The sequence below is a fragment of the Endozoicomonas sp. ISHI1 genome, from assembly GCF_024606225.1.
Lineage (GTDB): Bacteria > Pseudomonadota > Gammaproteobacteria > Pseudomonadales > Endozoicomonadaceae > Endozoicomonas_A.
Genome location: NZ_JAGRPU010000039.1, coordinates 1 through 25,979 on the forward strand (window position 1 = coordinate 1; position 25,979 = coordinate 25,979).

The 25,979-nt window shown below is 47.3% G+C and carries 14 protein-coding genes; all 14 read left to right on the forward strand.

Annotated elements, in window-relative coordinates:
- Positions 1–1,216 (forward strand): C2H2-type zinc finger protein (locus tag KBW69_RS19250; protein ID WP_257281915.1); only part of this gene is annotated, 1,216 nt, incomplete at its 5' end.
- 340 nt (positions 1,217–1,556) lie between these two features.
- Positions 1,557–3,425 (forward strand): F-box/WD40 repeat-containing protein, encoded by a 1,869-nt coding sequence (locus KBW69_RS19255; RefSeq protein WP_257274570.1) that lies wholly within the window; start codon positions 1,557–1,559, stop codon positions 3,423–3,425.
- A 481-nt stretch (positions 3,426–3,906) separates the two neighbouring features.
- Positions 3,907–5,580, forward strand: a complete 1,674-nt coding sequence (locus KBW69_RS19260; RefSeq protein ID WP_257281916.1) for a WD40 repeat domain-containing protein — start codon at positions 3,907–3,909, stop codon at positions 5,578–5,580.
- Between the two features lie 181 nt (positions 5,581–5,761).
- Entirely contained in the window at positions 5,762–7,606 is a 1,845-nt protein-coding gene (locus KBW69_RS19265; RefSeq protein ID WP_257281917.1) for an F-box/WD40 repeat-containing protein, read from the forward strand.
- A 194-nt stretch (positions 7,607–7,800) separates the two neighbouring features.
- The gene (locus KBW69_RS19270) at positions 7,801–9,540 is read left to right on the forward strand and encodes an F-box/WD repeat-containing protein (RefSeq protein WP_257281918.1); all 1,740 of its coding nucleotides are present in this window, start codon (positions 7,801–7,803) and stop codon (positions 9,538–9,540) included.
- A 285-nt stretch (positions 9,541–9,825) separates the two neighbouring features.
- Entirely contained in the window at positions 9,826–11,664 is a 1,839-nt protein-coding gene (locus KBW69_RS19275) for an F-box/WD40 repeat-containing protein (RefSeq protein ID WP_257281919.1), read from the forward strand.
- Positions 11,665–11,772: 108 nt separating this feature from the next.
- A complete protein-coding gene (locus KBW69_RS19280) occupies positions 11,773–13,512 on the forward strand; it encodes an F-box/WD40 repeat-containing protein (protein WP_257281920.1) in 1,740 nt (579 codons plus the stop codon).
- A 189-nt stretch (positions 13,513–13,701) separates the two neighbouring features.
- Positions 13,702–15,504 (forward strand): F-box protein, encoded by a 1,803-nt coding sequence (locus KBW69_RS19285; protein ID WP_257281921.1) that lies wholly within the window; start codon positions 13,702–13,704, stop codon positions 15,502–15,504.
- 168 nt (positions 15,505–15,672) lie between these two features.
- On the forward strand, positions 15,673–17,337 hold the full coding sequence (locus KBW69_RS19290; protein WP_257275069.1) for an F-box/WD repeat-containing protein: 1,665 nt from the start codon (positions 15,673–15,675) through the stop codon (positions 17,335–17,337).
- A 226-nt stretch (positions 17,338–17,563) separates the two neighbouring features.
- Entirely contained in the window at positions 17,564–19,252 is a 1,689-nt protein-coding gene (locus KBW69_RS19295) for an F-box-like domain-containing protein (RefSeq protein WP_257281922.1), read from the forward strand.
- Positions 19,253–19,293: 41 nt separating this feature from the next.
- Positions 19,294–20,952, forward strand: a complete 1,659-nt coding sequence (locus KBW69_RS19300; protein ID WP_257281923.1) for an F-box/WD40 repeat-containing protein — start codon at positions 19,294–19,296, stop codon at positions 20,950–20,952.
- Between the two features lie 453 nt (positions 20,953–21,405).
- On the forward strand, positions 21,406–22,275 hold the full coding sequence (locus KBW69_RS19305) for a hypothetical protein (protein ID WP_257274745.1): 870 nt from the start codon (positions 21,406–21,408) through the stop codon (positions 22,273–22,275).
- Between the two features lie 326 nt (positions 22,276–22,601).
- Positions 22,602–23,807 carry a hypothetical protein gene (locus KBW69_RS19310; protein WP_257281924.1) on the forward strand — a complete coding sequence of 402 codons (1,206 nt, stop codon included), beginning with the start codon at positions 22,602–22,604 and terminating at the stop codon, positions 23,805–23,807.
- Positions 23,808–23,947: 140 nt separating this feature from the next.
- Entirely contained in the window at positions 23,948–25,960 is a 2,013-nt protein-coding gene (gene rep, locus KBW69_RS19315) for a DNA helicase Rep (RefSeq protein ID WP_257274747.1), read from the forward strand.
- The last annotated feature ends 19 nt before the right edge of the window (positions 25,961–25,979 follow it).

Sequence of the window (25,979 nt, forward strand, 5' to 3'; positions counted from 1 at the left end):
CTTGCCAAACGCGAAAGCCCTATCGGATCACAAAAGAAAAGATCACACCCCAGAGCAAGCCTGCCCTGAGTGCCAGAAGACCCTGCCAAACGCTCAAGCCCTGTCGGTTCACAAAAGTGAATATCACGCCCCAGAGCAAACCTGCTCTGAGTGCCAGAAGACCCTGGCTAACGCGAAAGCCCTGTGGGTTCACAAAAATCGATATCACACTCCAGAGCAAACCTGTCCTGAGTGCCAGAAGACCCTGCCCAACGCGAAAGCAATGTCGGATCACAAAAGTCAATATCACACCGGAGGGCAAACCTGCCCAGAGTGCCAGAAGACCCTGCCAAACGCGAGGGCCCTGACGGCTCACAAAAGAAAGGATCACACCCCAGAGCAAACCTGCCCAGAGTGCCAGAAGATCCTGCCAAACGCGAAAGCCCTGACGGATCACAAAAGAAAAGACCACACCTCAGAGCAAACCTGCCCTGTGTGCCAGAAGACGCTGCCAAACGCGAAAGCCCTGACGGATCACAAAAGTCTATATCACACCCGAGAGCGAACCTGCCCCGAGTGCCAGAAGACCCTGCCAAACACGAAAGCCCTGTGGGATCACAAAAGAAAAGACCACACCTCAGAGCAAGCCTGCCCAGAGTGCCAGAAGACCTTGTCAAACGCGAAAGCCCTGTCGATTCACAAAAGTGAATATCACACCGGAGAGCGAACCTGCCCAGAGTGCCAGAAGACCCTGCCAAATGCGAAAGCCCTGTCGGATCACAAAAGAAAAGACCACACCCCAGAGCAAACCTGCCCAGACTGCCAGAAGACCCTGCCAAACGCTCAAGCCCTGTCGGCTCACAAAAGAAAAGATCACACCCCAGAGCAAACCTGCCCAGACTGCCAGAAGACCCTGCCAAACGCGAAAGCCCTGTCGGCTCACAAAAGTCAATACCACACCTCAGAGCAAACCTGCCCTGTGTGCCAGAAGACCCTGCCAAACGCGAGAGCGCTGTCGGCTCACAAAAGTCAATATCACACCGGAGAGCGAACCTGCCCTGAGTGCCGGGTGACCCTGCCGAACGCTACAGCCCTGTGGGCTCACAAAAGAAAAGATCACACCTCAGAGCGAACCTGCCCAGAGTGCCAGAAGACTCAGCCAAACGCGAAAGCCTTTTCGGTTCACAGAAGGCAACACCGAAAACGAAAGCTTGATGATGCAAAGCCAAGAGATTGATTTCTGCTTGTCACAGGCTCAGGAGGGAAAGGCACTGTAAACGTCTGGGCATGATCTGAAGTGCAATGTTCGCGTCCATCTGTCTATCACCTGCCGCGGGTTAACCGATGATAAAAAGACATGGAAGGAAATCTTCTTCAGCAAACAGGTCTTAATGCCCATGTGGCAGTACGAAGTCATCAACCTGCTTCGACTGCGCCATTAAAGACTCGCCCTTGGCAGGCTGTGACCCCAAATTTGTGAACTTTCATTCCCAAACCGGTTCTAACCTTTCAATCAGTTTTAAATGTCCTTTCTAACTGAGGATCAATAACGACTTTAGAGCATTGAAGGAGCAGGCATGCACTCTACAAGCAGCAATTCCAGCATTGACAGTTTATTCTCGCCAAAACCTGAGCAACCCCGACCGGAGGAAACACCAACAGGTGTTATTGCAGGCAGGGACGTCACTGCATCTTACAAAAATAAATCTTTGTTACTCGATTTGCCCGACTTACCAGAATCTATGATTATTCGCTATTTGGGTTTGCGGGAGATTACCCGATTAGCAAAGGTATGCAAATATCTTCGCGCTCTTGTTGAAAGTAACAGAGCTCTGGAAAGGGCATGGTATCGCCGGTTTCCTGCCCCACACCAATATCAACTGAAAACAATCTTTACGGCAAAAGATGATCAACAACTCAGTGATTGGTTGAGGCCATTTGCGAATACGGGCACTGTCAAGTCACTCGTAAAAAAACGAGATAACGCTTACTTCCCCGCACTGATCCTTTTCACCAAAAATAAACTGATGTCTCAATGTGAAGTATTGAACCTGGAGACAAAAACCGAAATTACCCATCATCACGGTATCCCCATAGCCACTTTAAGCGCCGATAGCCGCCACTTGGTGACCGTCGGTTTGAATAATGCAGTGAAAATCTGTGACCAGGAAACCGATGGAACATGGAAAGTAAAACCCACTATTAACCTGAATGGCCGTGTCTGTTCCGCCAGCTTCAGCTCCGATGGCCATCATTTGTTGATCGCCGGTGGAGATGACATGAACACTGCGAAAATCTATGGTCAGGAGGACGATGGATCATGGGCAGTAAAAGACACCATTACCCATGCTGGATTGGTTAAATCAGCCACCTTCAGCGCTGATGACCGCCATGTGTTGACCGCCAGTGATGATAGGGTGAGAATCTATGGCCAGACAGATGGATCATGGGAAGCAAAATACACTACCAGCCATCTTTCTCCGGTGATATCGGCCAGCTTCAGCGCTGATGGCCGTCGTGTTTTGAGCTTCAATAAAGACAGGACTTTCAGAGTCTGCGTTCAGACTGACGATGGATCATGGGAAGAAAAAACCACCATTAAATATAATCATGATCACTTGGTCAAGTATACCAGTTTAAGCTGCGATGGACGTCATTCGCTGATCTTAAACCTCAATAACTCTGCAAAAATCTATGGTGAGAGGGACGATGGATCATGGGAAGATAAAGCTACCATTACCCATGAGAAGATGATCCTCTCAAGCACCTTCAGCGACAACGGCCGTCACCTGGTAACCACTAGTGGAGATTGCAAGGCGAAAATTCTTAACTTGCAAGACGATGGTTCATGGAAAGAAGTAACCATAATTTCTCATCTTCATTCTATCTACTCAGCCGACTTCAGCCCCGATAGCCGCCATGTGGTGACTGCCAGTTTTGATGGAACAGCAAACATCTCTGGCCAGCAGGACAGTGGATTATGGTTAATAAAAGCCACTATTAAACACAAGGACATGATCACCTCGTTCAACTTCAGCGCCGATAGTCGCCATGTGGTGACTGCCAGTTATGATGGAACGGCAAACATCTATGGCCGGAATGGCGAGGGATCATGGGTAAAAAAAGCCACCATTGCCCACAAAGATTGCGTCCAATCAGCCACCTTCAGTGCCGATGGTTGTCTTGTGGTGACCGCCAGTGAAGACAAAACGGCGAAAATTTATGGTCTGGGAGACGATGGAACATGGGTAGAAAAAGCCACCATTCAACACAATGGTGCAATCACCTCAGCCACCTTCAGCGCCGATAGCCGGTACGTGTTGACCGTTAGTTATAACAAAGCAAGAATTACTGAACTTTGTGGGAAGAATGGAAAGATGGATGGTCGGATGAGCGCAAATCCACTAAAGACTGAGAACCATGAGAAGTACTCTTTACAACAATAATCGCACAAAGCATTTTCCCCGACCAGGGCGCTGTTTTTTCTTTGTTCCAATGACCTCAATGTTTTGAACTTTCATTCTAAAACCGGTTCTAAGCTTTCAATCTATTTTAAATGTCCTTACCCAGAGGATAAAAACTGACTTTGAAGGGACAGCCATGCACCCTTCGGACAACCATTCCAGTAATGACAACAGAGTAGTGGTTTTCTGTACAGGCTGTTTCTAAAACAACCTGCAATTAAGCGTGTTTTTGAAGATAGCCGATTTGAAAACAGGGTTTGTTAAGAACCTGATTAAAACTTTTACAGCGAGCTCTCAATGGAAAAGTTTCTTCCTGTCATTTTCCCGGAGCAAGGCTCTGTTTTTGCTTATTTTTACTGACCTCAATGTTATGAACTTTCGTTCTAAAACCGGTTCTAAACTAACAACCCATTTTAAATCCTCTTTCTAACCGGAGATAAATACTGACTTTGAAGGAACAGATATGCACTTTACGAACAGAAATTTTGACGCTCCACTCCCGCCTGCACCAAAGATACCCAGACTGCTTGAAGCACCAACGGTTGTCAGTCTGGGCAGGGAAGTTAGTGTACAGGAAAAAGTTGAACCTACATTCTTCCATTTAGCCGAAGAGACACATGTCAAAATTATTCGCTATTTGGATTTTCGAAGCATTCACTGTTTAACAAAGGTATGCACATACCTTCGCTATCTTGTTAAAAAGAATAGAGCTCTGGAAAGAGCATGGTATCAGCGGTTTCCTTCACCATCCCGATATCAACTAAAGACCACCATCATGACAAAAGACAATCAACAACTCCGTGGTTGGTTAAAGCCTTTTGCGAATGGGAATACCGTCAAATCACTGGTTTTTCAAGAGAACCGAAAATGTATTTATTTTCCTGCTCCGTTCCTGTTCACCAACAGTAAACTGATGTCTCAATGTAAAAAATTCAACCTGGAGATAACAGCCAAAATCACCCATCTTGACGATGTCAATACAGCCATATTTAGTCCTGATAGCCGCCATTTGGTGACCGCCAGTATGGATAATACGGTAAAAATCTGTCGCCACAGGGCCAACGGATTCTGGATTCCAAGAGCCACCATTTCCCATAACAATTCGGTCAGTTCAGCCACTTTTAGTGCCGATAGCCGTCATATAGTGACTGCCAGTCTCGATTTCACAGCGAAAATCTGCGTTCAGGCTGACGATGGGTCATGGCAAGAAAAAAGCACTATTATCCACGGCAGACATGTCAACTCAGCCACCTTCAGTGATGATGGTAAACATGTGGTGACTGCCAGCGATGATTGCACGGCACAAATTCATGGGCAGGGGGACGGTGGGTCATGGGAAAGAGAGGCCATTATATACCCTGGTGGTCCAGTCAAATCAGCTAGCTTCAGTCCCGATGGCCGTCATGTGGTAATCGTCGGTAAAAATAACATGGTGAGCATCTATAGTCGGGAGGACAATGGGTTATGGAAACAAAAAATCGCCATCACCCATGAGGGTAGGATCACCTCAGCGACCTTCAGCGCCAATGGCCACCATTTGGTCACCACCAGTGAAGATCATACGGCGAAAATCTCTGACCTGCAGAAAGATGGATCATGGCAAGAAATAGCCACGATTTCTCACGAGGGTGCGGTCTACTCAGCTGCCTTCAGCGCCGACGGCCACCATCTGGTCACCACCAGTGAAGATCATACGGCAAAAATCTCTGCCCTGCAGGACGATGGATCATGGAAAGAAATAGCCACGATTTATCACGAGGGTGCGGTCTACTCAGCCAACTTCAGTACCGATGGCCGCCATTTGGTCACCGCCAGCGAAGATGGTACGGCAAAAATCTATGGTCTGGAGGCCCCTGAACGTTGGGTAGAAAAAACCACCATTACCCACAAAGGTTGCGTCCGATCGGCCGTCTTCAGTGCCAATGGTTGCCTTGTGGTGACGAATGCCCTGGGTGACAAAATAGTGAAAATTTATGGTCTTGGAGCCGATGGATCATGGGTAAAAAAAGCGATCATTTCCCACAAGAGGGTGGTCAGATCGGCCACCATCAGCGCCGATGTCCGATATGTGTTGACCATCAGTGATGATAACAAGGTGAGAGTCTTTAAACTAATGGAGGGAAGATTGATGGTCTAATGAACATAAAACCCGATAAAAAATTTCTTTCTATCCTTTTCCCGGATCAGGGTGTTGCTCTTTCCAAGTTTCACTGACCTCAATTTTCTGAACTTTCACTCTCAAACCAGGTCTAAGCGTTTTAATGAATTTTAAATGTCCTTTCTAACCGAGGATCAATACCCACTTTCAAGGAACAGTCATGCACTCTACGGATAAACATTCCAGGATTGACGTTTCACTCCCACCGACACCTAAGCAACCTCGATTGGAGAAAACACCAAAAGGTGTCAGTCTGGGCAGGAACGTTACTCTACAGGACAACATTGAACCTACATTCTTCCATTTGCCCACAGAGATGCATTGCGAAATTATTCGCTATCTGGATTTTCGCGGGGTTACCCGTTTAGCCAGGGTATGCAAATATCTTCACAATCTTGTCAAAGACCATAAAGCTCGGGAAAGAGCATGGTATCGGCGGTTTTCTTCACCCTACCCCTATCAACTAAAGACCATCGTTGCGACAAAAGACAGTCAACAACTCCGTGATTGGTTGAAGCCATTTGCGAATAAGAACGCTGTCAAGTCACTCGTAAAACAACGAAATGATGCTCATTTTCCTGCTCTGCTTCTTTTCAACAACAGTAGACTGATGTCTCAATATAAAAGATTTAACTTAAAGACAAGCGCCGAAATTACCCATCCCGACCATATCTTCAGAGCCACCTTCAGCGCCGATAGCAGTCACGTGGTGACCGCCAGTTGGGATGGTACGGTGAAAATCTGTGGCCAGAAGACCGATAGATCATGGCAAGCAGAAGCTACTATTAACCAAATTGCCGTGATCTGGTCGTTAAGCCTGAGCTCCGATGGCCGTCATCTCCTAATCGCCAGTGGAGATAACAGTAACACTGCCGAAATCCATGGTCAGCAGGACGACGGATCATGGGCAGTAAAAGCCACCATTACCCATGAAAGGCCGATCAGGACAGCCTCCTTCAGTGCAGATGACCGCCGTGTGCTGACTACCAGTTACGGTTACGATGGCACAGTGAAAATCTATGATCAGGAGACTGATGGATCATGGGAAGAAAAAACCACCCTTCCCCATCATACTTGGGTCAAGTCGGCCAATTTCAGTGTTGATGGTCGCCGTGTGGTGGCCGCCAGTTCTGGTCGGACGGTGAAAATCTATAGCCAGAATGATGATGGATCATGGGAATTAGAAGCCACCATTAACCAGGGGGTTTCGGTCAAGTCAGCATATTTCAGTCCCGATGGCCGTCATGTGGTGGGCGTCGGTAACAATGACACTCTGAAAATCGTTAGTCGGGAGGACAATGGCTCATGGGAAGCAAAAACCACCATTACCCATACGCATATTATTAAATCAGCCACCTTCAGCGCTGATAGCCGCCATCTGTGTACCAGCAGTACTGATGGTACGGCGAAAATATGCAGCCTGCAGGACGACGGATCATGGCAAGAAATAGCCATGATTTCTCATGATCATTGGATCTACTCAGCCAATTTCAGCAACGATGGTCGCCATTTGGTGACCGCCAGTGAAGATAAAACGGCAAAAATCTATCACCGGGAGGACGATGGATCATGGGTAAAAAAAGCCACCATTCAACACAATGATGCGGTCATCTCAGCCCACTTCAGCGCCGATGGCCGCCATTTGGTGACCGCCAGTTATGATAAAACATCGAAAATCTATGGTCGTGAGGACGATGGATCATGGCTGGAAAAAGCCACCATCACCCATAAAGATCGCGTCCAATCAACCACCTTCAGTGCCGATGGTTGCCTTGTGTTGACCGCCAGTTACGATAAAACGGCAAAAATTTATGCTCTTGGGGCCAATGGTTCATGGCGCAGAAAAGCCACCATTTCCCACGAGAGTGCATACAGCTCAACCCCCACCTTAAGTACCGATGGCCGACATGTGTTGGCCGTCAGTAGAGATAACAGAGCAACTATCACCGAACTAAAGAGGAAAAGAGGGAAAGATCGACGGTCCGATGAGCGTAAAACCCGCTAACGGCAGGGAACCGTTAAAAGCACTATTTACAACAATAATCGCACAAAGCGTTTTCCCGGATCAGGGCGCTGTTTTTTCTTTGTTCCAATGACCTCAATGTTTTGAACTTTCATTCTAAAACCGGCTCTAAGCTTTCAATCCATTTTAAATTTCCTTTCCAACCGAGGATAAATACTGACTTTGAAGGAACAGTCATGCACTCTACTGATAACCATTCCAGGATTGACTCTTCAGCCCCGCCGACACCTAAGCAACCTCGATTGGAGGAAGCACCAAAGGGTGTCAGTCTGGGCAGGGAGGTTACTGTAAAGGACAAAATTGAAGCAACATTATTCCATTTGCCCGAAGAGATACATGCCAAAATTATTCGCTATTTGGATTTTCGAGGGGTGACAGCTTTAACAAGGGTATGCAAACAGCTTCACAAGCTTGTAAAAAACGATAAGGCTCTGGAAAGAGCATGGTATCGTCGGCTTCCATCACTAAACCAATATCAACTAAAGACCATTGTTACGACAAAAGATGAACAACAACTCCGTGATTGGTTGAAGCCGTTTGCGGATATAGGCACTATCGGGTCACTCATAAAACAACAAAAGAATGTTTATTTTCCTGTTCAGTTAGTTTTCACCAACAGTAAACTGATGTCTCAATGTGAAAAATTCAAGTTGGTGGAAAAAACCGAAATTACCCGTACCCGTCCACGCTCTATCACCACGGCCAGTTTCAGCACTGATGGCCGCCATGTGGTGACTGCCGGCTATGACAAAACAGTGAAAATCACTGGCCAGAAGCCCGATGGATCATGGATAGAAACAGCCACCGTTTCCCACGGTGGTTGGGTCGGATCAGCCACCTTCAGTGTCGATAGCCGTAAGATGGTCACCGGGAGTGACGATCGCACGGCGAAAATCTGTGTTCAGGAGGACGATGGATCATGGGATGTAAAAGCCACTATTCTCCATAATCATGGGGTCACCTCGGCCTCATTCAGTGCCGATAGCTGCCATGTAGTGACCGCCAGTTTGAGTAATGAGGTGAAGATTTACAGCCAGGAGACCGATGGCTCATGGGAAGCAAAATACAGCATTAACCACAATGCTCCGGTCTCGTCGGTTAGCTTTAGCGCCGATGGGCGTCATTTGGTGATCCTGAGTGAAGATAACAATGCAACCCTCTACAGTCAGGATGATGGATCATGGAAAGTCAATGCCACCATTCACCACGATGATATAATCTACTACTACACTTTCAGCACCAATGGCCGCCACCTGGTAACCGCCAGCGCCGATCACAGAGCAATCATCTATGGCCTGCATGACAATGGATCCTGGGAAGAAATGACCACCATTATTCATGATTATTGGGTCAAATCAGCCAACTTCAGCGCCGATGGCCGTTATGTGGTAACTACCAGTGATAGCAAGGCAAAAATCCATGGCCTGCAAACCGCTGAGTGGGTATTAAAAGACACCATTCAACACCAAGAGGTGGTTACCTCCGCCAGCTTCAGCGCCGATAGCCGCCATCTGGTAACGACCAGTGAGGATAACACGGCAAGAATCTATGGCCTGCAGGCCGATGGAACATGGAGCGTAAAAACCACCATTCGTCACGAGAAGCGGGTCGTATTAGCCACCTTCAGTCCCGATGGTTGTCTTGTGGTGACCGCCAGTGCTGACAAAACGGCGAAAATTTATGGTCTGGGAGACGATGGATCATGGCTGGAAAAAGCCACCATTCAACACGATGAAGGAATCAACTCAGCCACCTTCAGCGCCGATGCACGACATGTGTTGACCGTCGGTAGAGATGGCAGGGCGAAAATTACTGAACTGATCAAGAAGATTGATGAACGAATGAGCATAAAACCCACTGACGACCGTCGACCATTAGAAGCGCTTCCTGCAGAAATGACTTTGGAAAACGAGTAGTGGTTTTCTGTACAGGCTGTTTCTGAAACGACCTCCAATTAAGCGTGTTTTTGATGATGACCGATTGAAAAACAGGATTATGTTGAGAACCTGACGACCACTTTTACAGCGGGCTTTTAATAGAACAGTTTCCTTATGTCATTTACCCGGATCAGGGCGCTGTTTTTTCTTTGTTCCAATGACCTCAATGTTTTGAACTTTTATTCTAAAACCGGTTCTAAGCTTTCAATCTATTTTAAATGTCCTTTCCAACCGAGGATAAATACTGACTTTGAAGGAACAGTCATGCACTCTACGGATAAACATTCCAGGATTGACGTTTCACTCCCACCGACACCTAAGCAACCTCGATTGGAGAAAACACCAAAAGGTGTCAGTCTGGGCAGGAACGTTACTCTACAGGACAACATTGAACCTACATTCTTCCATTTGCCCACAGAGATGCATTGCGAAATTATTCGCTATCTGGATTTTCGCGGAGTTAGCCGTTTAGCCAGGGTATGCAAATATCTTCACAATCTTGTCAAAGACCATAAAGCTCGGGAAAGAGCATGGTATCGGCGGTTTTCTTCACCCTACCCCTATCAACTAAAGACCATCATTGCGACAGAAGACAGTCAACAACTCCGTAATTGGTTGAAGCCATTTGCGAATAAGAACACTGTCAAGTCACTCGTAAAACAACAAAACGATGCCCATTTTCCTGCTCTGCTTCTTTTCAGCAACAGTAGACTGATGTCTCAATATGAAAGATTTAACTTAAAGACAAGCGCCGAAATTACGCATCCCGCCCATATCCACAGAGCCAGCTTCAGCGCCGATAGCAGTCACGTGGTGACCGCCAGTTGGGATGATACGGTGAAAATCTGTGGCCAGAAGACCGATGGATCATGGCAAGCAGAAGCCACTATTAACCATACTGCCCAGATCTGGTCGTTAAGCCTCAGCTCCGATGGCCGTCATCTGCTAATCGTCGGAGGAGATAACAGTAACACTGTGAAAATCCATGGTCAGCAGGACGACGGATCATGGGCAGTAAAAGCCACCATTACCCATGAAAGGTCGATCAGGACAGCCGCCTTCATTGCAGATGACCGCCGTGTTTTGACCACCAGTTACGGTGGCACTGTGAAAATCTATGATCAGGAGACCGATGGATCATGGGAAGAAAAAACCACCCTTCCCCATCATACTTGGGTCAAGTTGACCAATTTCAGTGTTGATGGCCGCCATGCGGTGACCGCCAGTTACGTTGAGACGGTAGAAATCTTTAGCCAGAATGATGATGGATCATGGGAATTAGAAGCCACCATTAAACAGGAGAGTTTGATCCAGTCAGCCTGCTTCAGTCCCAATGGCCGTCATGTGGTGATCGTCGGTGGAAACTACATTTTGAAAATCGTTAGTCGGGAGGACAATGGCTCATGGGAAGCAAAGTCCACTATTACCCATAAGCATATTATCAAATCAGCCACCTTCAGCGCTGATAGCCGCCATCTGTTAACCAACAGTATTGATAGTACGGCGAAAATATGCAGCCTGCAGGACGATGGATCATGGCAAGAAATAGCCATGATTTCTCATAATCATTTGATCTACTCAGCCAATTTCAGCAACGATGGTCGCCATTTGTTGACTGCCAGTGAAGATAAAACGGCAAAAATCTATCGCCGGGAGGACGATGGATCATGGGTAAAAAAAGCCACCATTCTACACAATGATGCGGTCATCTCAGCCCGCTTCAGCGACGATGGCCGCCATTTGGTGACCGCCAGTCATGATAAAACAGCGAAAATCTATGGTCGTGAGGACGATGGATCATGGCTGGAAAAAGCCACCATCACCCACAAAGATCGCGTCCGATCAGCCACCTTCAGTGCCGATGGTTGCCTTGTGTTAACCTCCAGTTACGATAAAACGGCAAAAATTTATGGTCTTGGGGCCAATGGTTCATGGCGAGGAAAAGCCACCATTTCCCACGAGAATGCATACAACTCAACCCCCACCTTAAGCACCGATGGCCGACATGTGTTGACCGTCAATGGAGATAACAAGGCAAGAATTACTGAACTTCGGAGTAAGGGGAGGAGAGGGCGGAAGGTTCAGGGCGCTGCTTTTTCTTAGTCCAATGACCTCAATGTTTTGAACTTTCATTCTAAAACCGGTTCTAAGCTTTCAATCCATTTTAAATGCCCTTACCAAGAAGATAAAACTGACTTTGAAGGAACAACCATGGACCCTAAGGACAACCATCCCGGTATTGATGTTTCACTCTCGCCAACAGCACCCAAGCGAGCTCGATTGGAGGAAGCACCAAAGGGTGTCAGTTTGGGCAGGGAGGTTACTGTAAAGGACAAAATTGAAGCAACATTCTTCCATTTGCCCGAAGAGATACATGCCAAAATTATTCGCTATTTGGAATTTCGAGGGGTGACCGCTTTAACAAGGGTATGCAAACAGCTTCACAAGCTTGTAAAAAACGATAAAGCTCTGGAAAGAGCATGGTATCGTCGGCTTCCTTCACCACACCAATATCAACTAAGAACCATTGTTACGACAAAAGATAGTCAACAACTCCGTGACTGGTTGAGGTCGTTTGCGGATATCAGCACTATCGAGTCACTCATAAAACAACAAGGGAATGTTTATTTTCCTGTTCAGTTAGTTTTTACCAACAGCAAACTAATGGCTCAATGTGAAAAATTCAAGCTGGTGGAAAAAACCGGAATTACCCATCTACATAATATCCACACAGCCAGTTTCAGCGCTGATAGTCGCCATGTGGTGACCGCCGGCTATGACAATACAGCGCAAATCACTGGCCAGAAGCCCGATGGATCATGGGCAGGAAAAGCCAACATTTCCCATACTGAGTGGGTCAAATCAGCCACCTTCAGTGCTGATGGTCGTAAAATAGTGACCGGCAGTAAAGATCGCATGGCGAAAATCTGTGTTCAGGAGGACGATGGATCGTGGGAAGTAAAAGCCACCATTCTTCATAATGATTGGGTCTCCTCAGCCACCTTCAGTAGCGATAGCTGCTACGTAGTGACCGCCGGTTGGGATGGCAAGGTGAAAATCTACGGCGAGGGGACCCATGGATCATGGGAAGCAAAATACACCATTGACCACAATGCTATAGTCTCTTCGGCCAGCTTTAGCGCCGACAGGCGTCATTTAGTGATCGTGAGTGAAGATAGAAATGCAACTGTCTACAGTCAGGAGGATGATGGATCATGGAAAGTCAATGCCACCATTTCCCATGACGGGGTAATCCACTCGCACACCCTCAGCACCTGTGGCCGCCGCCTGGTAACCACCAGCGAAGATCACAGAGCAATCATCTATGGCCTGCAGGACAATGGATCATGGGGAGAAATGACCACCATTGTTCATGATGATCAGGTTCACTCAGCCGACTTCAGCGCCGATGGCCGTTATGTGGTGACTATCAGTGATAGCAAAGCAAAAATCCATGGCCTGCAAACCGCTGGGTGGGTAGTGAAAGACATCATTGAACACCAAAAAGAGCTTACCTCCGCCAGCTTCAGCGCCGATAGCCGCCATCTGGTAACGACCAGTGAGGATAACACGGCAAGGATCCATGGCCTGCAGGCCGATGGGTCATGGCGTGTTAAAGCCACCATTCGTCACGAAAAGCGGGTGGGATCAGCCACCTTCAGTCCCGATGGTTGCCTTGTGGTGACCGCCAGTGCTGACAAAACGGCGAAAATTTATGGTCTGGGGAACGATGGATCATGGCTGGAAAAAGCCACCATTCAACACAATGAAGGCATCAACTCAGCCACCTTCAGCGCCGATGCACGACATGTGTTGACCGTCGGTAGAGATGGCAGGGCGAAAATTACTGAACTGATCAAGAAGATTGATGATCGAATGAGCATAAAACCCACTGACGACCGTCGACCATTAGAAGCACTTCCTGCAGAAATGACTTTGGAAAACGAGTAGTGGTTTTCTGTACAGGCTGTTTCTGAAACGACCTCCAATTAAGCGTGTTTTTGTTTAGTTTCACTAACCTCCACGTTATGAACTTTCATTTCTAAAACCGACTCTAAGCTTTCAATCCATTTTAAATGCCCTTTCCGAACGAGGATAAATACTGACTTTGGAACCCGGGATGAATCAGGTACGAACACTATGGACAGCATTTCCGACATTATCGGCTCCTTGCCACCAACTAAACGAACTCGATTGGAAGGGGTGCCAACGGGTTTCAGTCTGGGCAGGGAAGTGACTTTACCGGACAAAATTGAACCCACATTCTTTCACTTACCCATAGAGGTTCATGGCGAAATTATTCGCTATTTGGATTTTCGCGGGGTGACCCGTTTAGCCGGGGTATGCAAATATCTCCACGACCTCGTAAAAAAAGATAAAGCTCAGGAAAGAGCGTGGTATCGCCGGTTTTCTTCACCCTACCCCTATCGACTGAAGACCGTCATTGCGACAAAAGACAGTCAACAACTCGGTGATTGGTTGAGTCCGTTTGCGAATAAGAACACTGTCAATTCAGTCGTAAAGCAACAAAATGGTGCTTATTTTCCTGCTCAGCTTCTTTTCACCAACAGTAAACTGATGGCTCAGTATAAAAGATTTAACTTGAAGACAAGGGCCGAAATTACCCATCGTCGAGGTATCTTCACAGCCACCTTCAGCGCCAATAACAGCCACCTGGTGACCGCCAGTTTTGATAATACGGTAAAAATCTTTGGCCAGAAGACCGATGGCTCATGGAAATCAGAAGCCACTATTAACCACGATGGTCGGATCTGTGCGGTTATCCTCAGCGCCGACAGCCGTCATATGCTGATCGTCGGTAAAGACAGTAGGGCTGCGAAAATCTATGGTCAGCTGGACGATGGTTCATGGGCATTAAAAGCCACCATTACCCATGAGGGCAGGATCGGGTCAGCCACCTTCAGTGCTGATGACCGCTATGTGAACGTCATTTTCAATGGCGCGATGAAAATCTATGGTCAGGAGAACGATGGATCATGGCAGGCAAAATACACTATTAACCATAATGCTACGACCCTGTCGTCCAGCTTCAGCGCCGATGGTCGTCATGCAGTGGTGGCCGGTACGGATAAAACTTTGAAAATCTACGGTCTGATGGACGATGGATCATGGGAGGTAAAAGCCGCCAATACCCTTGAGGTGGCGGCCCCGTTGGCCACAATCAGCCCCAGTGGTCGTCATGTGTTACTCCCCGCTGAAAATGAAACTCTGAAAATCTTTAGCTGGGGGGACAATGGCTCATTGGAAGTAAAAGCCGCCATTAACCTTAGCAATCCGATCGGTTCGCTTATTTCGGCCTGCTTCAGTCCCGACAGCCGTCATATAACGGTCAACGGTGAAAATGACACGCTGAACATCTATAGCCAGAAGGACAATGGGTCATGGGAAGTAAAAACCACCATTACCCATAAGAGTCCTGTCATATCAGTCACCTTCAGCGCCGATAGCCGCCATCTGGTCACCATCAGTTTTGATGATACTGCGAAAATATGTAGCCTTCAGGACGATGAATCATGGCAAGCAATAGCCACGATTTCCCATGATGTTTTCATCAACTCAGCCACATTCAGCACCGATGGCCGCCATTTAGTCACTGCCAGTAAAGATAACACGGCGAAAATTTATGGTCGGGAGGACGATGGATCATGGGTAAAAAAAGTCACCATCGTCCACAAAGGCTGGGTCAATTCAGCCACCTTTAGTGCCGATGGTTGCCTTTTGGTGACGGCCAGTTGCGACAAAACCGCGATAATTTATGCTCTGAGAGCCAATGGTTCATGGCGACGAAAAGCCACCATTTCCCACGAGAGAGCGGTCACCTCAGCCACCTTCAGCACCGATGGCCGAAATGTGTTAACCGTCAGTAGAGATAACAAAGCAAGAATCACTGAACTCAGTAGGAAAGGAAGGAAAGATAGATGATCGGATGAGCGTAAAACTTTCCCGGATCAGGGCGCTGTTATTGCCTGATTCCACTGACCTCAATTTTATGAACTTTCATTCTAAAACCAGTTCTAATCTTTCAATCAATTTTAAATGTCGTCTCTAACCCGGGATAAATAATGACTTTGAGCCCTTCAGAAATAAGGTATGACAACTATGGACAGCATTTCCGGCATTGACGGCTCACTCTCGCCACCACCTAAACGAACTCGATTGGAAGTTCTGCCAACGGGTTTCAGTCTGGGCAGGAAAGTGGCTGTACAGGACAAAATACAACCCACATTTTTCCATTTGCCTGAAGAGATTCAGTCCAAAATTATTCGCTATTTGGATGTTCGAGGGGTTGCCCGTTTAGCAAAGGTATGCAAATACCTTCACACTCTTGTTAAAAAAGAGAGAGCTCAGGAAAGAGCCTGGTATCGTCGGTTTTCTTTATCAAACCAATATCAAATGAAGACCTTCTTTTCGGCAAAAGATGACCAACAACTCCGTGATTGGTTGAGCTCGTTTGCGGATACGGGCACTGTCGAGTCTCTCATAAAACAACGAAAGAATATTCATTTTCCTGCTTTGTTACTTTTCACCAACAGTAAACTGATGTCTCAATGTGAAATATTCAAGCCAGTGACAAAAGCCCAAATTACCCATTCACGCTATATCATCACAGCCAGCTTCAGCGCTGATAGCTGCCATGTGGTGACCGCAAGCTTGGATAAAACAGCAAAAATCGCTAGTCAGAAGACCGATGGATCATGGTCAGAAAAAGCCCCCATTCTCCATACTGACTGGATCATATCAGCGACCTTTAGTAATGATGGCCGTCATGTGGTGACAGCCAGTCACGATGGCGAGGCGAAAATCTGTCGTCTGGAGGATGATGGAGCATGGAAGGTAAAAGCCATCATTTCCCATAAGGATCGAATCCGCTCAGCCACCTTCAGTGCTAATGGCAGCCATGTGGTGACTGCCAGTGAGGATAAGACGGTGAAAATCTATGGCCAGGAGACCGATGGATCATGGGAAGCTGAATACACTATTAACCATAATACTCCGGTCATCTCCGCCAGCTTCAGTGTCGATGGCCGTCATTTGGTGATCGTCAGTGAAGATAAAGCTGCGACAATCTATGGTCAGGAGGACGATGGATCATGGGCAGTCACAACCACCATTTCCCATGAGGATACAGTCTATTCAGCCACCTTCAGCGCCGATGGCGACCATGTGGTGACCGCCAGTGGGGATCACACGGCAAAAATCTATAGCCTGCAGGACGATGGGTCATGGGAAGAAAAAGTCACCATTCAACACAAAGAGGCGGTTAACACAGCCAGCTTCAGCCCCGGTGGCAGTCTTGTGGTGACCACCAGTAGCGATCGCACGGCAAAAATCCATGGCCTGCAGACTGATGGATCATGGGAAGAAAAAGCCAACATTACCCACAAGGATTGGATCAACTCAGCCAGCTTCAGTGTCGATGGCAGCCATCTGGTGACCACCAGTGACGATCACACGGCAAAAATCCATGGCCTGCAGGCCGATGGATCATGGGAAGTAAGAGGCACTATTTACCACAAAGACCTCGTCCGAAGAGCCACCTTCAGTCCCGATGGCTGCCATGTGGTGACCGCCAGTGGCGACAATACGGCGAAAATTTATGGTCAGGCGGGCAATGGATCATGGCTGGAAAAAGCCATCATTTCACACAAGGATAAACTCAGCTCAGCCACCTTCAGCGGCGATAGCCGATATGTGTTGACCGTCAGTTATGATTACACCGCGAGAATCACTGAACTATTTGGCAAAGATGGATAATCGGATGAGCGAAAAACCCGTTAACGGCAGGGGACCATTAGAAGCACTTTTTGCAGAAATGACCATGCAAAGCATTTTCCCGGATCAGGGCGCTGTTCCTGGTTAGTTTCACTGACCTTAGTGTTATGAACTTTCATCCTAAAGCCAGTTCTAACCTTTCAATCATTTTTAAATATCCCTTCAAAACGAGGATAAATACTGACTTTGGAGCTTTGGAGAAACAGACATGCACCTTACGAACAGCAATTCCAGCATTATTGGCGTTTCACTCTCGCTAATACCCGAGCAACCTCGATTGGAGAGAGCGCAAACAGCTGTCAGTCTGGGCAGGGATATTAGGGTACAGGACAACATTGAACCTACATTCTTCCATTTGCCTGAAGAGGTACATGCCAAAATTATTTGCTATTTAGAATTTCGAGACATTACCCGTATAGCAAAGGTATGTGTATACCTTCGCGATCTTGTCAAAAACAATAAAGCTCTGGAAATAGCATGGTTTCGGCGGTTTCCTTCACCACGCCAATATCAACTAAAAACCATCGTTATGACAAAAGACAGTCAACAACTTCGTGATTGGTTGAAGCCGTTTGCGAATAGGGACACTGTCGAGTCACTCATAGAACAACAAAACCGTACTTACTTTCCAGCTCTGCTCCTTTTCACCAACAGTAAGCTGATGTCTCAATGCGAAAAATTCAAGTTAGAGAAAAAAACCAAAAAGTCCGAACATGGATTTGTCAACGGAGCCAAATTCAGCCCCGATAGCCGCTACGCAGTGACCTGTGATTTGGGTGCAAAGGTGAAAATCTATGGCCAGAAGACCGGTGGATCATGGAAGACAAAAGCCACCTTTTCCCATAACGAACCGGTCACATCAGCCACCTTCAGTCCCAATGGCCGTCATATAGTCACTGCCTCTTTTGATGGCGAAGCGAAAATCTGTGATCTGGGGGACGATGGATCATGGGAAGTAAAAACAACCATTACCCATGATGGCCACGTCAAGTCGGTCAAATTTAGCGCTGATGGCGGCCATCTGATGATCGCCAGTTCGTGTGGTGCGGTGAAGATTTATGGCCAGAAGATCGGTGGATCATGGGAAGAAAAAGCCACTATTATCCATAATCATCGGGTCAATTCAGCCAGTTTAAGCTCCGATGGCCGTCAAGTGTTGGTCGTCGATGAAAAGAACAATGCGACCATCTATGTTCAGGAGGACGATGAATCGTGGAAAGTAAAAGGCAACTTTAGTCATCACCATAGTCTTTACTCGGCCAGCTTCAGCACCGATGGACGCCATCTGGCAACCGCCAGTGGTGATCGTACGGCAAAAATCTGTGACCTTCAGAGCAATGGCTCATGGAAACAAATAGTCGAGGTTGTTCATTATGATGAGGTCTATTCAGCCAGGTTCAGCGACAATGGCCGCAATCTGGTGACCGCCGGTAAAGATTGCAGGGCAAAAATCTATGGCCGAAAAGCCTCTGGATTATGGGTAAAAGAAGCCACGATTAAACACAAGGATGCGGTCGGCTTAGCCTATTTTAGTGCCGATGGCCGCCATGTGGTGACCGCCAGCCGGGATAAAACGGCGCAAATCTATGGCCAGGAGACCCCAGGATCATGGGTACATAAAGCCACCATTACTCACAAAGGGCGGCTCCTGTCAGCCACCTTCAGTGCCGATGGTTGCTATGTATTGACGATTGCCGATGACGACAAAAGAGCGAAAATTTATGGTATTAGTGCAGATGGGTCATGGGTAAAAAAAGCCACCATTCGACACAAGCGTCAGATCACTTTTGCCACCCTCAGCGCCGATGGCCGACATGTGTTGAGCGTTGATGAATCTGGCAAGGTGACCATTATGAGCTTAAGCGATGGGTCATCCAGCCTGTCGTCTACGAACTGAACCGGCAGACGGATTTTGATGTTACTTTTGAAGGCAAAGGCATGGACCCTGCAAACAGCAATTTCAGCATTGACGCTTCGCTCTCGTCTACACCCAAGCGCCCCCGATTGGAGGGACCGTCAACAGCTGTCAGTCTGGGCAGGGGCGTTAGGGTACAGGACAACATTGAACCTGCATTCTTCCATTTGCCTGAAGAGATACATGTCAAAATTATTCGCTATTTAGAATTTCGAGACATTACCCGTGTAACAGAGGTATGTACATATCTTCGCGATCTTGTTAAAGACAATAAAGCTCTGGAAAGAGCATGGTTTCGCCGGTTTCCTTCACCATGCCAATATCAACTAAAAACCATCGTTATGACAAAAGACAGGCAACAACTTCGTGATTGGTTGAAGCCGTTTGCGAATAGGGACACTGTCGAGTCACTCATGGAACAACAAAACTGTACTTACTTTCCAGCGCTGCTCCTTTTCACCAACTGTAAGCTGATGTCTCAATGCGAAAGATTCAAGTTAGAGAAAAAAGCCAAAAAGCCCCAACGCAGACTTGTCAACGGAGTCACCTTTAGCACAGATAGCCGCTACGCAGTGACCTGCGATTTGGGTGCAAAGGTGAAAATCTATGGCCAGAAGACCGGTGGATCATGGAAGACAAAAGCCACCTTTTCCCATAACAGTCGGCTCACATCAGCCACCTTCAGTCCCAATGGCCGTCATTTAGTCACTACCTCTTTTGATGGCGAAGCGACAATCTGTGATCTCGGGGACGATGGATCATGGGAAGTAAAAACCACCATTACCCATCGTGGCCAGGTCAAGCCGGTCAATTTTAGCGCTGATGGCGGCCATCTGATGATCGCCAGTTCGTGTGGTGCGGTGAAGATTTATGGCCAAAAGATCGGTGAATCATGGGAAGAAAAAGCCACTATTATCCATAATCATCGGGTCAATTCGGCCAGTTTAAGCTCCGATGGCCGTCAAGTGTTGGTCGTCGATGAAAAGAACAATGCGACCATCTATGTTCAGGAGGACGATGAATCGTGGAAAGTAAAAGGCAACTTTAGTCATCACCATAGTCTTTACTCGGCCAGCTTCAGCACCGATGGACGCCATCTGGCAACCGCCAGTGGTGATCGTACGGCAAAAATCTGTGACCTTCAGAGCAATGGCTCATGGAAAGAAATAGTCGAGGTTGTTCATTATGATGAGGTCTACTCAGCCAGATTCAGCGACAATGGCCGCAATCTGGTGACCGCCGGTAAAGATTGCAGGGCAAAAATCTATGGCCGAAAAGCCTCTGGATTATGGGTAAAAGAAGCCACGATTAAACACAAGGATGCGGTCGGCTTAGCCTATTTTAGTGCCGATGGCCGCCATGTGGTGACCGCCAGCCGGGATAAAACGGCGCAAATCTATGGCCAGGAGACCCCAGGATCATGGGTACATAAAGCCACCATTACTCACAAAGGGCGGCTCCTGTCAGCCACCTTCAGTGCCGATGGTTGCTATGTATTGACGATTGCCGATGACGACAAAAGAGCGAAAATTTATGGTATTAGTGCAGATGGGTCATGGGTAAAAAAAGCCACCATTCGACACAAGCGTCAGATCACTTTAGCCACCCTCAGCGCCGATGGCCGACATGTGTTGAGCGTTGATGAGTCTGACAAGGTGATGATTACTGAACTAGGAGGCTGACCGAGAATAGCGCCCGTAGCGAGGACGGCAGAAAATTGAGGATGAAAATTCGGTTTTGTGAGGAGAATAGCGAGCTATTTGACGAACAAAAGCGGATTTTCAGACCAATTTGCTGTCGCCGCAGTAGGGCAGCTATTCTCGGTCAGGCTCCTAGCAGCCTGTCGGACTTAAGCGTCCGTAGCGAGGATTGCAAGAAATTGAGGATAAAAATTTCTGCTTCTGAGGAGAATAGCGAGCTATTTGACGAAGAAGCAGGAATTTTTAGACCAATTTATTGCAACCGCAGTAGGACAGCCTTAAGTCCGACAGGCTGCTAGGGAGTAAAGATGATGGATCGTATAAGCATAAAACCCGCTAAAACGACCTCTGACAGGCTATTTATATCGGGCGGTTGTCGTTCTTTGTATCCTTGTCTATAACTGTACTTGACCTTCTAACAAGAGTGAATGTCTGATGTTATTCAACTCACTGAAAAAAACAGGGTTAATAGCCCTGTTTTTGGTCTCTGTTTTTTCTCTTCAGACACAGGCTGAGAATGATTTTAAACTCGAATACCGAAGGCCACCCAGCATGCTTCCCGAGGATATCAGCAAGTTGAAGCCAACGGTTTTGTTATGTTTCGTCAGAAATGTTGAAAATGATGACAACGCATCCGACGACCCCGGCAGATCTAAAGAGAGTAAAGAGTATATTGGTCATGTCACTACGATAACATCAGAAAAATCCAGCATACATATCTGCAGATATCATGCAAATGGTTCTGTGCAAGAAGAGTTCACAAACTATGATTGGCTGGACGCAGGTTTCTATGAGATTGATGGTTTCATGCATTTCCATACAACAAAAGTCACTCTCCCGGGTTCAAAAAACTATTATTACGTTATGAGAGCGCCTGAAAATGATTCTAAGGATAACGAACCAATATGTGCATTGGTCGACAAACAAGAAGGTAAAATATCCTTTGGTTATGAGCAAAACGACAGTGGTAATATGATATGTGGAAAGCGGGATCTCGTCAAAGCTGTTTATGATCACACTTACGAAAGAATAAACTGCGCAAAAAGACCATGCGCAAAAGGACCACAAGACCACAGCTCAGCATGTATTAAATCAGGTGGTGCGCCGGCTTCATGTCCTTCCGATGCGGTCACCACCCATTGTCACAATTGTAGTGGCAGTGGCTGTGGCGCCTTCGAATGCTCAGCATTTACACACTGGGATCCATGCCCGGACGACACCTTTTGCGGTTATGAAACGTGCGTAGGTGGACTATGTGACGAAAAACCATGGTGCAGGCCTACAACACTAAATGACGAGCTGTAAATAATCCCTGATTCTGTTAGGGCATGATGACTGCCTGACGTTAATGATTAAAAAGCTTCGGGAAGTCATCATCATTTATCTACAGTCTATTCGGACAAATAGACAAAACGTTGCGGGTGCGTTGTTGTGAGCACAGGTATTTTTTTCTGAGCAGCAGGACGCCTCCTCTAATCCTTTCTACCATGTGTTTTCAGATCGTTAAGGGGAGTCTGAGCTGCACTGATGCGCAGCGCCTGAACATAGATGATGTGCTACCATGAGTTGCCGATTGATAATAATGGATGGGACAGAGTGTTTCTGTCCAGTAGTAAATCAGGTAACAAACCATGCTTTCCTTTCGTCTATTCGCAAGAACTTTTTTTACTCTTGCACTTGCATATACAGTAATGAATGCTAAAGCAGATGATGATCTGGTTGATAGCATCACCGAGTATATCGTTACTATTGATGAACTATACGATGAAATTCTCGTCACACATCGGCAAGGAGATAATTGTCATCTTATTATTTCACATACTCTTGGCCCATCAATTAATCAACAGCCACCACAGCCAAGTGCAGCAATTATCTTCCCTGAAACTTTTTATCGTCAAAACCCACTTTACGATGTTGAACTCTGGCCACCTTCTTTCTCTTTAGCTCCGGATCGTTTGTTCTCTCCTTCTTCAGGTGAAGGGGTCATGACTTATGACTCTCTTCAAATGCTTACACACGAGAATTTAATTCAAATGACAACTGAGTCTGACGAACGACCTGGTTTCGCAATCGCTCTCCCGATAGGGCCTATTGAAATTGAAAGCCAGAATCAGTTATACGTGATTGATCCCATTCTTTATAGTCCAATAGTCACTACTTGCGGAAGCACTGCTTCATCCAGCATTGAAAATGAACCAGCATCCGGAAAACAACCAGCATCCGACAGAAGCACCAACAAGCAAACCTCACGATCAAAACTGAAAAGAAAAGCGCCTCATGCAAACACATTAGCTGAGGCCACCCCACGACCGTCACTTGCAGAAGAAGGGCCCTCCACTGCCGCTGCTTCTGAAAGTACCGCTGCGGGTGAGCAGGATCAGTACCAATTTCATATCACAGGACATATTAATCTGGGCATCGAAGCCCCACGTACACCAAGAGCAAAGAATAACAGGAAGAGAAAAAAAACGGTTACTGTTCCAGTAACAATGCTTGTCAGCACCAACACTGCAGAAGGCACAGTCGAGATAGACTCTCTTTCATCCAGAAACTCAAAATATGCAATTAATATATCTCGCAAACCGTCTCAAGCCAGCTCGTCAGTAGCGGATAAAAGCCTCCAGAAAGTCTGGCAGATAATACAGAGGCGGGCAATTCAAAGGATTCTTGGAGAGGTTGCGGGCCCACAAATTTATTGTGTTAGACAGGTAACAGGAACCCCACCACCTCCAGAGGCCAAAACAATAGAGGTGATTCCAAAAATAAAATTACAGGTAAGCGAGGAAATTGATTCCATCAGCTCTGTAGCTAATATGCACATAGAATCCGACCCCTGACTTCCAGTAGGGCTATATGGTCCGCCCCGTTTTGCAAGAGCCTGTCTCTTCTCATTAGCCTCAATAGCAACCCGTGTTAAGAAGTTGGACACCAATTGGTGATATACTGGCTCTCTTAGCTCCAGACATCAAAGCAAACCGTGCACAGACTCAACGACCGACAGGCCGAAGCCGTAAAGTATATTGATACCCCCTTGCTGGTTCTCGCCGGTGCAGGCAGTGGCAAGACCAGTGTTATCACCACCAAGATTGCTTACCTGATTCAGGAATGTGGTATCAATGCCCGCAATATCATTGCCGTGACCTTCACCAATAAGGCAGCACGGGAAATGAAAGAGCGTGTTGGCAGGCTGGTCAAGGGCAGAACCTCCCACGGTTTGACGGTTTCAACTTTTCACAACCTCGGGCTTAACCTGATCCGCAAGGAGTGCAAGACGTTGGGTTACAAGCCGGGCTTTTCCATTTTTGATGCCCAGGATGCCCATGCCCTGATAGGCGAATTGATGCAGCGGGAAATAGGATCAGACGAAGAGAGTGTTGATGCCGTTCAGCACATAATTTCCAACTGGAAGAATGACCTGATCCTGCCACCACAGGCCATGGCCAACGCCCGTCAGCCCAACGAGCAACTCGCCGCCAGAGTTTATGAACACTATAACCGCACATTAAAAGCCTTTAATGCGGTTGATTTTGATGACTTGATTCTGCAACCGGTCATGCTGTTTCGTGAGCATCCGGAGGTTCTGGAGCGCTGGCAAAACAAAACTCACTATGTGCTGGTCGATGAATATCAGGATACCAATGGTGCCCAGTATGAATTGATCAGCCGACTGGTTGGAGACCGTGGCAAACTCACCGTGGTCGGTGACGACGATCAGTCTATTTACGCCTGGCGCGGTGCCCGCCCTGAAAATCTGGCCCTGCTCAAGGACGATTATCCTGCCCTGAGGGTCATCAAGCTCGAGCAGAATTACCGCTCCACCAGCCGTATCCTGAAAGCTGCCAATACCCTGATTGCTAATAACCCCCACGTGTTCGAAAAAACACTCTGGAGTGAGCTGGGTATGGGAGAGATCATTCGGGTCATTCGATGCCGTAATGACGAAATGGAATGTGAACGCATCGCTACCGAGATCCTGACCCAGAAGCTGAAGAACGGTACTAACTGGAAAGATTATGCCGTGCTGTATCGGGGCAACTTCCAGTCTCGCTTGCTGGAAATGAAGCTTCAGCATCATCAAATTCCTTACCACATCAATGGCGGCACCTCATTTTTCGCCCGGGCAGAAGTCAAGGATATGATGGCTTATCTCAGACTGCTGGTGAATCAGGATGATGACAACGCCTTCCTGCGAGTTGTTAACGTCCCCCGTCGTGAGATAGGCCCGGCTACTTTAGAAAAGCTGGGCAATTACGCCGGTACTCACAACCTGAGCCTTTACGCGGCTTCACAGGAAATGGGCCTTCAGGAAGAGCTGTCTCCCAAGTATGTAGAGAAGCTGCGCAGTTTTACCCAGTGGCTGGACTCTGTATCCCGCCGCTGCCAGACTGATGAAGACCCGATTGCCGCTATCCGTGAAATGATTGACGACTGCGGCTATGAAAACTGGCTGATGCAAACCACAGCAACGCCAGTAGGGGCGGAGAAACGCATGGGCAATGTTGGGTTCCTGATCGACTCACTCCAGCAGACTCTGGAACGAGGTGACGAAGACTCTACGGTAGAAGACGCCATCGCCAGACTGATTCTCAGGGACATGATGGAACGTCAGGAAGAGCAAGAAGATAACGACAAGGTACAGTTATTAACGCTCCATGCCTCCAAGGGACTTGAGTACCCATATGTTTTCATGATGGGCATGGAAGAGGATCTTCTGCCCCACCGAACCAGCATTGAAGAAGACAACATTGAAGAAGAACGACGTCTGACTTACGTTGGCATCACCCGTGCCAGAAAGACTTTGACCATGACACTGGCAGGGCAGCGAAAGCAGTACGGTGAAATCATTGATACTACACCCAGTCGTTTTCTGGACGAACTGCCGCAGGAAGACCTGGAGTTTACAGGCTTTGGCGAGAAAGCCAGTAAGGAACAAAATACTCTGACCGGTAATGCGGCGCTGGCCATGTTACGCAGTCGGTTGAGCGACTGAATAGCCATCCTTCTATTGG

Bases quoted from the DNA above. Each gene is read 5' to 3' on its own strand.
- KBW69_RS19290 (WP_257275069.1), top strand. From the start codon at position 15,673: ATGACAACTATGGACAGCATTTCCGGCATTGACGGCTCACTCTCGCCA.
- KBW69_RS19260 (WP_257281916.1), top strand. From the start codon at position 3,907: ATGCACTTTACGAACAGAAATTTTGACGCTCCACTCCCGCCTGCACCA.
- KBW69_RS19305 (WP_257274745.1), top strand. From the start codon at position 21,406: ATGTTATTCAACTCACTGAAAAAAACAGGGTTAATAGCCCTGTTTTTG.
- KBW69_RS19310 (WP_257281924.1), top strand. From the start codon at position 22,602: ATGCTTTCCTTTCGTCTATTCGCAAGAACTTTTTTTACTCTTGCACTT.
- KBW69_RS19295 (WP_257281922.1), top strand. From the start codon at position 17,564: ATGCACCTTACGAACAGCAATTCCAGCATTATTGGCGTTTCACTCTCG.
- KBW69_RS19280 (WP_257281920.1), top strand. From the start codon at position 11,773: ATGGACCCTAAGGACAACCATCCCGGTATTGATGTTTCACTCTCGCCA.
- KBW69_RS19255 (WP_257274570.1), top strand. From the start codon at position 1,557: ATGCACTCTACAAGCAGCAATTCCAGCATTGACAGTTTATTCTCGCCA.
- KBW69_RS19300 (WP_257281923.1), top strand. From the start codon at position 19,294: ATGGACCCTGCAAACAGCAATTTCAGCATTGACGCTTCGCTCTCGTCT.
- KBW69_RS19275 (WP_257281919.1), top strand. From the start codon at position 9,826: ATGCACTCTACGGATAAACATTCCAGGATTGACGTTTCACTCCCACCG.
- KBW69_RS19270 (WP_257281918.1), top strand. From the start codon at position 7,801: ATGCACTCTACTGATAACCATTCCAGGATTGACTCTTCAGCCCCGCCG.
- KBW69_RS19285 (WP_257281921.1), top strand. From the start codon at position 13,702: ATGGACAGCATTTCCGACATTATCGGCTCCTTGCCACCAACTAAACGA.
- KBW69_RS19265 (WP_257281917.1), top strand. From the start codon at position 5,762: ATGCACTCTACGGATAAACATTCCAGGATTGACGTTTCACTCCCACCG.